General features: G+C 36.9%; 11 protein-coding genes. 6 read left to right on the forward strand and 5 right to left on the reverse strand.

Annotated elements, in window-relative coordinates:
* The first annotated feature begins 77 nt into the window (after positions 1-77).
* On the forward strand, positions 78-1,601 hold the full coding sequence (locus ACRX5O_RS03565) for a carboxypeptidase M32 (RefSeq protein ID WP_433904635.1): 1,524 nt from the start codon (positions 78-80) through the stop codon (positions 1,599-1,601).
* A 46-nt stretch (positions 1,602-1,647) separates the two neighbouring features.
* Entirely contained in the window at positions 1,648-2,556 is a 909-nt protein-coding gene (locus ACRX5O_RS03570) for a DMT family transporter (RefSeq protein ID WP_433904636.1), read from the forward strand.
* Positions 2,557-2,572: 16 nt separating this feature from the next.
* Here the strand turns inward: ACRX5O_RS03570 and ACRX5O_RS03575 are convergent, their stop codons facing one another.
* The 4 genes from ACRX5O_RS03575 to ACRX5O_RS03590 form a co-directional block, all read right to left on the reverse strand.
* Positions 2,573-4,222 carry a b(o/a)3-type cytochrome-c oxidase subunit 1 gene (locus ACRX5O_RS03575; protein WP_433904637.1) on the reverse strand — a complete coding sequence of 550 codons (1,650 nt, stop codon included), beginning with the start codon at positions 4,220-4,222 and terminating at the stop codon, positions 2,573-2,575.
* Positions 4,222-4,698: a cytochrome c oxidase subunit II gene (locus ACRX5O_RS03580; protein WP_391557429.1), complete on the reverse strand. Its 477-nt coding sequence runs from the start codon at positions 4,696-4,698 to the stop codon at positions 4,222-4,224. Before ACRX5O_RS03580 ends, ACRX5O_RS03575 begins: the two co-directional genes overlap by 1 nt.
* A gap of 25 nt (positions 4,699-4,723) precedes the next feature.
* Positions 4,724-4,873, reverse strand: coding sequence for a cytochrome c oxidase subunit 2A (locus ACRX5O_RS03585; protein ID WP_119708897.1), 150 nt, complete (start codon positions 4,871-4,873; stop codon positions 4,724-4,726).
* A 314-nt stretch (positions 4,874-5,187) separates the two neighbouring features.
* Positions 5,188-5,403, reverse strand: coding sequence for a methionine aminopeptidase (locus ACRX5O_RS03590; RefSeq protein WP_433904638.1), 216 nt, complete (start codon positions 5,401-5,403; stop codon positions 5,188-5,190).
* Positions 5,404-5,871: 468 nt separating this feature from the next.
* Here ACRX5O_RS03590 and ACRX5O_RS03595 point away from each other — a divergent pair, with 468 nt between their 5' ends.
* Entirely contained in the window at positions 5,872-6,645 is a 774-nt protein-coding gene (locus ACRX5O_RS03595) for an SDR family NAD(P)-dependent oxidoreductase (RefSeq protein WP_433904639.1), read from the forward strand.
* Positions 6,646-6,670: 25 nt separating this feature from the next.
* Here ACRX5O_RS03595 and ACRX5O_RS03600 read toward each other — a convergent pair whose 3' ends face one another.
* Positions 6,671-7,126 carry a chemotaxis protein CheX gene (locus tag ACRX5O_RS03600; RefSeq protein ID WP_251514798.1) on the reverse strand — a complete coding sequence of 152 codons (456 nt, stop codon included), beginning with the start codon at positions 7,124-7,126 and terminating at the stop codon, positions 6,671-6,673.
* 303 nt (positions 7,127-7,429) lie between these two features.
* On the opposite strand from ACRX5O_RS03600, the gene ACRX5O_RS03605 reads away from it, so the two are divergent.
* The 3 genes from ACRX5O_RS03605 (at position 7,430) to ACRX5O_RS03615 (ending at position 13,051) form a co-directional block, all read left to right on the forward strand.
* Positions 7,430-8,521 (forward strand): type III polyketide synthase, encoded by a 1,092-nt coding sequence (locus ACRX5O_RS03605; RefSeq protein WP_433904640.1) that lies wholly within the window; start codon positions 7,430-7,432, stop codon positions 8,519-8,521.
* A complete protein-coding gene (locus ACRX5O_RS03610) occupies positions 8,521-9,084 on the forward strand; it encodes an isoprenylcysteine carboxyl methyltransferase family protein (protein WP_433904641.1) in 564 nt (187 codons plus the stop codon). The genes ACRX5O_RS03605 and ACRX5O_RS03610 overlap by 1 nt, the downstream gene beginning before the upstream one ends.
* 298 nt (positions 9,085-9,382) lie before the next feature.
* Positions 9,383-13,051 carry a dynamin family protein gene (locus tag ACRX5O_RS03615; RefSeq protein WP_433904642.1) on the forward strand — a complete coding sequence of 1,223 codons (3,669 nt, stop codon included), beginning with the start codon at positions 9,383-9,385 and terminating at the stop codon, positions 13,049-13,051.
* Positions 13,052-13,062: the final 11 nt, after the last annotated feature.

Below are 13,062 nucleotides of genomic sequence, written 5' to 3' on the forward strand. Positions count from 1 at the left end.
TCCATTCTTATTTATTCAGGATTTTTCCTGAAAATTATGATAAAATTTTTGCGAGAGGTTTTAGAGGAGGGGACAGGATGGTTACTGCTATAAAGCAGATGGAACGAGAGTTTTTGGATTATGTTAAAAAGATGGGTGCGTATAAAGAAGCGCTTGGACTTATATATTGGGATCTTCGAACAGGAGCTCCGAAAAAAGGGATGGAGCAGCGTTCAGAAGTCATTGGTATGCTGTCTAGTGAAGTGTTTAAAATGTCAACTTCTGAGGAAATGGCTGCATACATAGCAAATCTAACTAATGTGGAACACAATAATGAACTGAGTGAAATAACAAAAAAAACGGTTGCTGAATGTAAAAAGGAATACGATCGTAACAAAAAAATTCCAGCTGAAGAATATAAAGAATTTGTTATCCTTCAGTCAAAATCAGAATCAGTATGGGAAGAGGCAAAGGATGCTTCAAACTTCTCCATGTTCCAACCTTACCTCGAGAAGATTGTTGAAATGACAAAAAAATTTATAACGTATTGGGGCTACACTGAAAACAAATATAATACTCTCCTAGATATGTATGAGCCTGGTATTACAGTAGACATTCTTGATCAAGTATTTAGTGAGCTTCGAGAAAAAATCGTTCCTCTTGTTCAACAAATAAAGGAATCAGAAAACAAGCCGAACACACAATTCTTGTATAAACATTTTCCTAAGGAAAAACAGAGAGAATTTAGCTTGGAGATACTAAAGAAAGTTGGCTATGATTTTGACTCTGGTAGATTAGATGAAACGGTACATCCATTTGCGACTGGATTAAATCCAGGGGATGTTCGTGTGACAACGAAGTATGATGAAAAAGACTTCCGTACAGCTATATTTGGTACGATACACGAAGCAGGACATGCATTATATGAACAGAATATTTCTCCTGAATTAATCGGAACTCCTTTATGTACGGGAACATCCATGGGGATACATGAATCACAATCTCTATTTTATGAAAATTTCATTGGTAGAAATCTTTCTTTTTGGAAAGGTAATTTAGACTTACTAAAAGAATACGCTCCTGTTCAGTTTCAGGATGTTTCGATTGAGCAATTTTACCGAGCAATCAATGAATCGAAGCCATCGCTTATTCGCATAGAAGCGGATGAACTAACTTATTCATTGCATATTATGATCAGGTATGAAATTGAAAAAGGGATTTTTAATGATGAGATTGAAGTTAAGGACTTGCCTAAAGTTTGGAATGAAAAATATGAACAATACCTAGGGATTACTCCAGATAATGATGCAAATGGAGTCCTTCAAGACGTTCATTGGTCTGATGGAAGCTTTGGGTACTTCCCGTCCTATGCGCTTGGTTATATTTATGCTGCTCAACTAAAATCTGCCATGCTGAGTGATATTCCCCATTATGACCAGTTACTTGAGGAAGGGAACCTTCTACCAATAAAAGAATGGTTAACCAATAACATTCATCAGCATGGAAAAATGAAGCTACCTCTTGAATTGATTAAAGATATTACTGGAGAAGGTCTGAATGCTTCCTGCTTAATTGACTATCTTTATAGTAAATACGAGAGATTTTATGAAATAAAAAAATAAAACGTAGGATGACAATTTTTGTCGTCCTTTTTTCAAGGAGGGAACCATGCATCTTCCTTCAAGTTTTTCTATAGGTCTAGCTGCATTTTTATGGGGACTAATAGCCCTTTTCGTAAGAGAATTAAAAGCGGTAGGCTTTTCAGCAATGGAGATCGTTACGATACGAGTAGGGGTTGCGTTCCTAATCCTTTTCGTTATTGGATCTGCAAAAAAACGGGAACAATTAAAAATTCAATTTAAAGATACCTATCTTTTTATTGGGACCGGAATATTAAGCATTGTTTTTTTTAATTGGTGCTATTTTACAACAATTAATGAAATGAATGTCTCTCTAGCTGTTATACTACTGTATACGTCACCTGCTTTTGTATCCATTCTCTCTTTTGTTTTTTTAAAGGAGAAGCTCGGTAGAAAAAAGATCCTAGCCGTGCTTGGTACGATCATTGGGTGTGTTCTCATTGCTGGTCTCAGAATGGAAGAAACGGCACAGATTTCAACGATAGGATTGTTTATCGGATTAGGCTCAGGGTTAGGTTATGCGCTATACAGTATATTTGGTAAGCTAGCACTTCAAAGATATGCTCCCTTTACTGTTACGTTTTATACATTTCTGATTGCTTCTTTATCCTTGGTTCCTTCTACGGCCCTGTGGACAAAGTCAAGTATACTGTTTGAGCCATCAGTAGTTTGGTATAGTATAGGTCTTGCTTTAATAACGACTGTAACAGCTTACTTTTTATACACATGGGGACTGAAGAAAACAGAGAGTAGCAAGGCGTCGATTATTGCTACAATCGAGCCGGTTGTAGCGACACTATTAGGATTGTTCTATTACAATGAGACATTAAGTATGATACAACTCATTGGAGGTATGATTATACTTGCTTCAGTCATTTTAGTGAGTTACGAAAAGAAAAATAAAATACCTGTACAAACCACAAACAGCGCCCATTAATAGGCGCTGTTTGTTATTACCATAATTTATAACCTTTTGATCCGATTGGAGCATTCTGAATCATATCAATAAATGGTATGGTGTAAGCGAACAAGATTAATAACGCAGTAATTCCTAACCAAAGTTTCCAGTTCTCAAATACCATTGGTGTTTTTTCAGCTTTATCACTAACTTCTCCAATTGGAAATTCTTCTTCGCCTTTTGGAGCAAAAAATGCTAAATTCACAAAAATGTAAAGCATAAGAATAATCGCAATAAAAAGGATTGTGCCACCCACAGCTTGAGCGATTTGATACGGTATCCATTCAGTAGCTTGAGCAGCTCCGCCATACTCTGAAAAAGAAGAACGACGTGGTGCACCTAGTAAACCAGCTGCGTGCATTGCACCAGACATAAAGGTCATACCGATTGCCCAAAGAACACCTTGGTAAATCGCAAGTTTATTCATCGCTTTTGTTAATACTCGGCCTGTTACATGTGGAACCAGCCAGTAAGAAATACCGAAGAAAGTTAAAACAACTGCGGTTGCAAGTGTTAAATGGAAGTGTCCAGTAACCCAAATCGTATTATGAATCACTTGGTTCAACTGATGAGAAGCATTAACCAGTCCACCTGCACCTGCAGGTATGAATGAAAGCATTCCGATAAAAGGAACCGTGAATCTTGCATCTCCCCAAGGAAGCTTCTTAAACCATCCGAAGAGTCCTGTTGCTCCTTTTGAGCGACCATAGCTTTCGAAAGTGGCAAAGAGGGAGAAGGCGGTCATTAATGATGGAATGACAACTAAAAAGGTTAAGATAACCTGTAAGAACTTCCAAGCAGGATCAATTCCTGGCTCCATTAACTGATGGTGAAAACCAACAGGGATAGAGAATAGTAAAAATAAGATAAAGGACAAACGAGCAAGCGAATCAGAGAAGATTTTTGCACCAATGACTTTTGGAATGACTACATACCATGCCATATAGGCAGGTAGTAACCAGAAATAAACAAGTGGATGTCCGAAATACCAGAATAGTGTACGGCTAACTAGAACGTCCACTCGATCAACAATCCCGAGTGACCATGGAAGTAATTGGAATAGTACGGTTGCAGCAACACCTATTGTTGCGACAATCCATAACATCGTATTGACAACAGCCATGAACGTAATTAATGGACTTGGCTGACCAGGGTTTTGCTTTCTCCAGCTAATATATTTACCTAGTACGGCAGCTCCATCTACCCAGCTGCCTACCACAACAAGTGTTAGACCCAGGTAGTAAATAAAATGTGCTTGTAATGGCGCATAAAAGGTATAAAGTACAGAAGCTTTATTTAGTAGAATCATTGTGGCTGCCATTAGCGTCCCAGTAGTCATTAACCAAAAGCCAATCCAACCTAATTTTCTTTGAAGATTGGATAATGTACCTGATGTACGGCTTGTGGCAGCAATTTGAAAGCCCATAATGAAGAATGTTGTTAAAACAAGCCCGAGCACAACACCGTGAACCGTTAATATTTGATAATAGCCAATTCCTGCAGGTAACACAAATTTTCCAGAACGTACTAACGTTTGCAGAAGTCCTGCCAGCCCACCGACAGCCAAAGCGATGAATGCTACATAAAAATGGGCCATAACTAATTTTCCATCACGAGGATCAATTTTTGCATTTAATGTATTCATTATTCCACCACCTTGATTTTAGACGTCATCATGTGGTGTCCAGAACCACAATATTCATTACATAAAATTAAGTATTCTCCAGCTTTGTCAAAGGTTGTGACATACTCGCTTATATAACCAGGCTCTAACATCATGTTAATATTTGTTCCAGCAACTTGAAATCCGTGAATTACGTCTTTTGTTGTTGCAATTACCTTTACTTTTGCTCCAAGTGGAACTTCAATCTCTCCTGGAGTATAAGCAAAAGCTTGAGCTACGTATACTAGTTCATAATCCCAGTCTTTGCCCTCAACTTTTTTAAGTCCTGGCTCGTTGAATGGTGCAGTTGTATCAACTTTTTCAGGATTGATTGTTGCTAAACAGCTTGGTGGTTGATTTCCGAGATAAAAGGCACTAACACCTAAAACGGTTAGGAAAACTAGAAGTGTCCCAATCCCAAATATCAGCCAAATTTTTTCAAACTTATGCATATGCATGGTAAAAATATCCCCTTTCGCTCAATTAAAAACGGTCTAAAAATAAGAAGTAAACGCTCACCCATGTCACTATTAGAAAGAATCCTAATAGGAAAACGGAAGCTAATGTGCCCTTTAAAGAAGAGCTATCCTCTATTTCCGTCTTTGTTTTTCGGTTGAGTTCCATTTTCGCCATAACCCTCACTCCCTCCCCAAGGTTTCACAATAAATAAATGATTACAATTTCATAATACAAGACAATTGTTCCAATTCCATTAGCTTTCATTGATTTCACAAATTGTTCAATTGTTATGTATTTACTATGATAGTAGTGAAAAGTTATTGTGACAGTGATTTAAATCACATTCAGTTGTCTCGAAATGTGAAATATTTGTGAAGAAGATAAATTTTGAAAATATATGATAACGGTTACGAATGTCGACATAAAAGCATTTGTAGGTGAGTGATATTTATTACACAATAAAACACACCCTAGAAACCTAGAGTGTGTTAGACGATTGTGCTATCCCACTTTGAATAAGATCCTGATCCTTCGCAGCCTGCACAATCAAAAATATGGTTATATGGGATAAATTCTCCTACTGGAGGATACACATGATACCCTTTCCCATGACATTGAGGGCACTTATCTTCCTCATACATTGCTTCTATATGCTCTTGATACTTTCCTTCTCGCCAATTGAAGAAGGCTTGAATGATTCCCAAGATTATTCACCACCTAAAAAACTTTGTTTGTTCCTATTATTTCTAATGGGGTTTCCTCTATACATATTATTAAGGTAGAGGTGTTAAGGTGATGTTAATAATTGGTATTTAAATATGGTTATGTTCATCATAGAATTTTCATATTTATTATTATTCTTAAGGCTTTTAGACTGCTTGAAGGAACCTCTTGTATCAAGTATAAATATACTGATAGTAATATTTGTCAGTAAGAAATAGTGAGGGATAATATATGGTGAAATACTATTGTGAACACTGCCGAACCCTTTATGATGGGAAGGTAGTTTGTCAGGTGTGCGGCGAATTGGTGTGTAAAGAGATTTATATAGAGGTGCAAAGACAACAAGATAAGAAGTAATAAGGTGATAGGAAAAAGAAACCCTTTTTCCTTTTCTTTTTGACTACCGTTTGATATGTTGATTCATATATGAATGATAAAGGGGGATCATTATGTACTTACCATCATTTCGAATAGATAGCAAACATGCGATAGTTACTGGGGCTGGCAGGGGAATTGGAAAAGCACTAGCCATTGGTCTTGCGGAAGCAGGGGCAGATGTTGCCTTACTTTCCCGTACCGAGGGCGATTTAAGGGAAACTGCTGAAATCATTCGTTCTCTTGGCAGGAGGGTGCTCGTTATACCGACAGATGTCACCTCAAAAGAGGAAGTGGTAAGGGCAGTTTCTAAGGTGGAGGATGAGTGGGGAGAAATACATATTCTTATCAATAATGCAGGAATGAATATTCGTTCTAAAGCTTTAGAGGTTACGGAGGAAGAGTGGCAGACGATTATGGATACCAATTTAAAGTCAGCCTTTATGATGTCACAACAAGTTGGTAAAGTGATGCAGAAGCACGGAACAGCGGGTAGAATCATATCTATTTCATCTGTTGCCGGACATGTCGCTTTACGAACAGGTGTCGTATACGCGGCAACAAAAGCGGCTATGATTCAAATGACCAAGGTGCTAGCCTTAGAATGGGGTCCTCATAATATTAATGTGAATAGCATAGGCCCGTGGTATTTCAAAACACCTTTAACGGAAACCTTACTTTCTAACAAAGAGTATGTAGAAGATATTTTAGCTGTCACTCCTTTAAACCGTGTCGGTGAATTACCAGAACTAGTAGGTCCTGTCGTCATGTTAGCTTCTGAAGCAGGAAATTATATTAGTGGTCAAACCATATTTGTTGACGGCGGTATGACAATTCACGGATTTTAAAAGAAAGTAGAGAGGTATCTCCTCTCTACTTATTTTCTACCATAATAATAAGTTCAATCGTTCCAAGGTCTTGAATATTGATTGGTAAACGGAATGCCTTATCAAATCCGTAAACCTTTGTTTCTCCAACCAACACAGTAGGTGGGGTAATATCCGTTTCATGGCCTTTTTGTGAAATCGTTGTAGATAGGTTCCCTGCAATCATATTTCCTAACTCTCCTGCAAAGGACTCTAGCATTTCTCCTTCTAAAGCCATACCGAACATTCCTTCTCCGATCTTACCAAACACCTGTTCATTTCCATCAATAATAATACGACCTCTTACATCTCCGGTCATTCCAATCAACACACCAATCGAATGCTGTGTAAAAGGCTGTGTAAAAAGAGATGGTTTTTCAACGGCTAGGTCAAATGGAAGAACTGATTTAACTGAATCGATAGTCCCGTTTAATATATCTGTCACTTGCTTTGATAAAGTCATTTGTATTCCTCCAACTAGTCGAATATCATTATATTATCATAGATGCTGAGAAAAATAACATGGTTTTCTCATTTTTAATAGTAAAAAATAATGGGAAATGAAATGGTTCTTTTGGTTCATTTCTATGGTAAAAATTATCTAGTGATTTGAAACGAAAATCATCATATAATGAAGAAGCACAGCAACTCCTTCAAGACATGGATGGCTCTCTACTTACTAAAGCAGGGAGTTTTTTTCATGAATAAAATCTCCTGTTTTTGGAAAAAGTATCCTTAATATGGTGATCATGGAAGGAGAAAAGCAATGCCAGCAATTCTATCAGTAGGTGAAGCACTCCCGCAATACGAAATAACACAAACTGAAGTGATGAATTTTTCTCGAAAGCTTTTTACAGATGCTTTTCACGATATCGAAAGATTGCTTAAGGCATTCCAGCACGGACAAATTATAAAACGACATTTTGCTAGAAGTATAGAATGGTTCGCCAAAGAGAGGTCGTTTAAGGAAAAAAATGATGCATATATAGAAACAGCTACCCAGTTAGGTACAAAAGCAATAAAAAATTGTTTACAAAATAAGGATTATTTGAAGAAACCGATTGATTATGAAGACATAGACGCAATTTTCACCATATCAAGTACAGGTTTAGCAACTCCTAGTATAGAAGCAAGGATTATGAATATCCTTCCTTTTTCGATACATACGAAACGAATTCCTATCTGGGGTCTTGGCTGTGCGGGTGGAGCTTCTGGATTATCAAGAGCATACGAATACTGCCTCGCTTTTCCTACTGCCAAAGTACTTGTACTTACAATTGAATTATGCAGTTTAACATTCCAGAAAAACGATCTATCCAAAAGTAACTTAATTGGCTCTTCTCTTTTTGCTGATGGAGTGGCATGTGCTCTTGTAGTAGGAGATGAAGTACAGAAGGAAAGCATCAGTCACTTAACCTCCTATCCAACTATATTAGCTACAAGGTCAACTACCATGAAGGACTCGCTTGATGTGATGGGTTGGGAAGTAAAAGAGAATGGACTTTATGTTGTTTTTTCTAAGGATATTCCTTCCATTATTGAAAAATGGTTAAAGCCCAATGTAAATCATTTTCTTACTGAGAATGGCTGTCAACTTGAAGAGCTTCAGCACTTTATTGCGCATCCAGGAGGAAAGAAGGTTCTAGACGCCTATGTAAAATCATTACAGTTACCAGCAGAAATGTTAGAAATATCTGCAAATGTGTTAAAGAATTACGGGAATATGTCATCAGCAACCATATTATATGTTTTGAATCGGACCATGAAAGTGGCAAAAAAGCATGATATGGGGCTTGCAACGGCATTAGGACCTGGTTTTAGCTCAGAATTACTTCTCTTACAATGGAGGGAAACATAATGTTTTCTTTATTTCTAGCATTTGTGATTTTTCAACGAGTTTGTGAATTAGCGATCGCTAAAAGAAATGAGAAATGGATGAAAGAGCAGGGTGGGGTAGAATTCGGGAAAACGCATTACATTTTTATTGTTTTTGTCCATGCATTATTTTTTATATCACTTTGTCTCGAGGTGTTAGTACAAGAGAACGAAATCTCCCCATATTGGCCAGCGCTTGTCAGCTTGTTTTTGGTCACACAAATAGGAAGAATTTGGGCACTTTCGTCTCTGGGAAAGTATTGGAATACGAAAATAATCGTTGTACCACATGCTACAGTTATTAAAAAAGGGCCTTATAAGTTTCTAAAGCACCCAAACTATTTAATCGTCACCATAGAATTTCTCGTGATCCCACTTCTATTTCAAGCATACGGAACACTTATTGCTTTTTCACTCCTTAATGCTCTTATCTTAATGATACGAATTCCAGCTGAGGAAAGGGCTCTTTGTGAACATACAAAATACAATGAGGTATTTCATAAAACAAGCAGATTCCTCCCGTTGCCGTTTATGAAAAAAATGTGAATGATCAGAAAGTTTATTGATAGTGATTATCATTCGTGGTATAGTGTTCATATGAAAATAATTCTCACTCTCAATAAAGAGGACGGTGTTTGCAAATGGTAACGATTTTTATTGGCGGAACAGTTGTCGTTTATGGATTGTTAATGAAGCATGTGTTAAAGAATGTAAGCAAACCGCAAGCTATTCAATTAAATAAATAAAAAAATCAGGTGAATGTAAACCTGATTTTTTTTATTTGGGAAATGCGTGAAAAATCAGTTAAAATAAAGAGGAAAAAGTTCAAACAAGGGGTAGAACCATGTCAAATACAATCTTTCAACATGATACACAGATCACACTATCACGTATTGCCAATCTACATACATATTTTCTTTCAAGGGGAAACGAAGAAACAGCACTAAAAGCAAAACAATTAGCTATAAAACTTCAAGAGAGAGAATATGCTATTGCATTTTGTGGTCATTTTTCAGCGGGAAAATCAACCATGATCAATACCTTAATTGGTGAAAATATTCTTCCTTCCAGCCCTATTCCAACGAGTGCGAATTTAGTAAAAGTGAAATCAGGGGAGGACTATGCGAAGGTCTATTTCAACGAAGGAAGGCCTCTATACTACAAGGCTCCATACGACTATAGTATGGTCAAAACGTACTGCAAAAATGGAGACGAAATAACGTCTATTGAGATTAGCAAGAGTAGCACGAAGCTAACATCTGGTACAGCGATATTAGACACACCAGGGATTGACTCAACAGATGATGCTCATCGAATCGCTACAGAGTCAGCTTTACATCTAGCGGATCTTGTGTTTTATTGCATGGATTATAATCATGTCCAATCTGAGGTTAACTTCATGTTTACAAAGGAACTAACCGAAGAAGGTAAGGAAGTTTTCTTAGTTGTAAATCAAATCGATAAGCATCGTGAGGAAGAACTGAGTTTTCTCAAGTTTCAACAAAGTGTAAAAGAATCCTTTGCCTCATGGGGAGTGAAACCGGGTCGTATATTTTATACGACGCTAAAGGAACGAAACCATCCCCACAATGAGTTAAAAGATCTACAATCGTTTATTACTGAAAAAGTCCTTATGAAGGATCAGTTGTTAGAACTCTCAGTTTCAAATTCTCTCAAAAAGCTTATTCAAGAACAAATTGTATTCGAATTCAATCAGAATAAAGATACAATTGAAAAGCTTGAACAAAAACTTAGCGCTCTACCAGAAGGTGAATGGAATAACTTACAAGGGAAGATAGTAGAGTTACAACAGCAATTAGACATACAAGTGGAAGCACTAACTGAACAAAAGAGGAAGTTAGAGCTTGTTATTATTGATATTTTAAAAAATGCCTATTTAATGCCCTTTCAAACGAGAGAACTTGCGGAAAAATTTCTTGAGTCGAGACAGCGAGAGTTTAAAGTTGGATTATTGTTTTCTAAAAATAAGACGGAACAAGAACGCCAAGCGAGATTACATGCATTTTTATCTGATATGCAAGAGAAAGTAAAATCGCAACTTGAATGGCACTTGAAAGATGCGATTACTCGCTTTTTAAAGGAAGAAGACATCAATAGTGCAGATTTACTAACGAAGATACAGGAATATACTGTGCCGTTTACATCAGAGCTTCTGTTAAATGCGGAAAAGAAGGATGCACGACTATCTGGAGAATACGTTTTGAACTATACAAACGATGTAGCGGAAAGCGTGAAAAACCTTGCTAGGAGAGAACTCGAGCCATTTATGGAAGATTTCCTAAAAATTCAAGGTGTTAAGATGAGCAGTAAGGCTTCGAAATGGGAGGAAGAGTTAAAAGTCATAAAAGAGTTTGATCATACATGGTCAGAGTTAAAAACCATAACGGATAGCCAACAAAAGTCCAAAGATACAATGGAACTAATGGTAACTAAAAATATCAATTGCGATGAGATAAGGGATCATGAGGTAGAAAAACTTCTTATTGTGAATGAAGAATTTGAGATTATGACTTCTACAGAAAAAGATACAGATATACCTGTAGATTCAACTAAAAAGGTAGAGAAGACCATAGAAACACCTACAGATGAGGTACAGTCAACACATACTGGACTTCAAGTGAGGGAGGTAGTGAAAAAGCTTAAAACAGCAGCGAACTTGTTACAGGATGTACCGGGATTTAAAACGAATTCAGAGGAACTGACATTAACATCTGAAAGATTGGCTCATAGAGGATTTACCATCGCTCTTTTCGGTGCTTTTAGTGCAGGCAAATCCTCATTTGCAAATGCATTAATAGGGCAGAAGCTTCTACCGGTTTCTCCTAATCCAACTACGGCAGCGATAAATAAAATCATGCCTGTTACAGATGAAAATAAGCATGGTTTAGTGAAAGTTAAATTTAAAAGTGCAGAGAATTTACTTGAGGAAGTAAAAAGGTCCTTACACTTGTTTGAGCTTTCAGCGGAATCGTTAGACCATGCAGTTCAAGTGATCCAATCAATAGATCCTACTGATACGTTGTTAGATGTTCAAGGAAAGGTTCATTATTCTTTTTTAACGGCATTTTTACGGGGATACGAGTTTGCAAAAAGTCACTTCGGAGATACCCTTCAAACACAGTTAGAAGAATTTGCTGATTACGTTGCAAAGGAAGAAAAATCGTGTTTTGTAGAAAGTATTGAGTTGTACTATGATTGTGAACTAACTCGTCATGGAATCACGCTAGTCGATACACCAGGGGCGGATTCTATTAATGCACGACATACAGGTGTTGCTTTTGACTATATCAAAAACTCAGATGCGATCCTCTTTGTGACCTATTATAATCATGCCTTTTCAAAAGCCGATCGCGAGTTTTTAATACAGCTTGGTCGAGTTAAGGATACCTTTTCGATGGATAAGATGTTCTTTCTTGTAAATGCAATTGACTTGGCGCGTGATGAAGAAGAGGTCCAAGAAGTACTTGGTTACGTAACAGAGCAATTAATTCAATATGGAATTCGTATGCCTCATATTTATCCAGTTTCAAGCATGTTAGGTTTAAAAGAAAAATTAGAAGCGATACAAGAAGGCTCTCGATTGGCACAATTCGAAGAAAGGTTCTATTCGTTTATTGAACACGACTTAACCGAGATTGCCCTAAACTCTGCTCTGTCAGATCTAAATCGAGTGAATCATGTACTAAAAGCTTTTATCCATAATGCGAAGCTGAACCGAGAAAAAAAGGAATCTTACTTGTTAACTCTAAAAGATCAAGAGACAACTATTGGAAATCTGCTTCGTAGAGATGATCAAGAAAAAAATCTTCAAAAAAGATTAAATTTAGAAACAGATGAGTTAGCCTTTTATATTAAGCAAAGAGTATTTTATCGATTTAATGATTTCTTTAAAGAGGCGTTTAATCCATCTCTATTAAAGGATGATGGAAGAAGTATGAAACAGGCGTTACAAAGAGGACTTGAAGAATTTTTAACAAGTATTGGATATGATTTTGCTCAAGAATTACGAGCGACTTCACTAAGAATTGAGTCATTCATTGGAAAGCTAGTGGTTGAAGTTGAACAGCTTCTAGAAGGCTCGATTGCAGATATCAATAAAGATATATCCTTTCATTCGTTTGAGAAACGTGCCTGGAAGAGCATAGAGTTTAATAATGCTTTCGAGAATTTGGAGGCTCCCTTGTTTAAAAAGGCATTGAGCTATTTTAAAAATCCAAAATCGTTTTTTGAACGGAATGAGAAACGACTTATGATGGAGGAACTAGAAGCCATTTTGTCTCCACTAGCGAACAGTTATGTAGAGGAAGGAAGTAAACGATTAAAGGAGCATTATCAAGAAGTGATGAATTCTGAGATCCGTCAATTGAAAGAACAAATTAGTAGAGAGTGCCTTGACTATTATGAAGGGTTACGGGCTGCACTTAGCGATGAAACCTCTATTAGTATGCTGGAGGAAACAGAAATTAAGCTAGAAGAACTATTAAGTAAATAACTACTGTATAA

It is taken from the genome of Robertmurraya mesotrionivorans (assembly GCF_050971805.1).
Lineage (GTDB): Bacteria > Bacillota > Bacilli > Bacillales > Cytobacillaceae > Robertmurraya_A.

What these genes read in the sequence shown, in the direction of transcription:
- ACRX5O_RS03565 (WP_433904635.1), top strand. Translation starts at nt 78, where the DNA reads ATGGTTACTGCTATAAAGCAGATGGAACGAGAGTTTTTGGATTATGTT.
- ACRX5O_RS03570 (WP_433904636.1), top strand. Translation starts at nt 1,648, where the DNA reads ATGCATCTTCCTTCAAGTTTTTCTATAGGTCTAGCTGCATTTTTATGG.
- ACRX5O_RS03575 (WP_433904637.1), bottom strand. Translation starts at nt 4,222, where the DNA reads ATGAATACATTAAATGCAAAAATTGATCCTCGTGATGGAAAATTAGTT.
- ACRX5O_RS03580 (WP_391557429.1), bottom strand. Translation starts at nt 4,698, where the DNA reads ATGCATATGCATAAGTTTGAAAAAATTTGGCTGATATTTGGGATTGGG.
- ACRX5O_RS03585 (WP_119708897.1), bottom strand. Translation starts at nt 4,873, where the DNA reads ATGGCGAAAATGGAACTCAACCGAAAAACAAAGACGGAAATAGAGGAT.
- ACRX5O_RS03595 (WP_433904639.1), top strand. Translation starts at nt 5,872, where the DNA reads ATGTACTTACCATCATTTCGAATAGATAGCAAACATGCGATAGTTACT.
- ACRX5O_RS03600 (WP_251514798.1), bottom strand. Translation starts at nt 7,126, where the DNA reads ATGACTTTATCAAAGCAAGTGACAGATATATTAAACGGGACTATCGAT.
- ACRX5O_RS03605 (WP_433904640.1), top strand. Translation starts at nt 7,430, where the DNA reads ATGCCAGCAATTCTATCAGTAGGTGAAGCACTCCCGCAATACGAAATA.
- ACRX5O_RS03610 (WP_433904641.1), top strand. Translation starts at nt 8,521, where the DNA reads ATGTTTTCTTTATTTCTAGCATTTGTGATTTTTCAACGAGTTTGTGAA.
- ACRX5O_RS03615 (WP_433904642.1), top strand. Translation starts at nt 9,383, where the DNA reads ATGTCAAATACAATCTTTCAACATGATACACAGATCACACTATCACGT.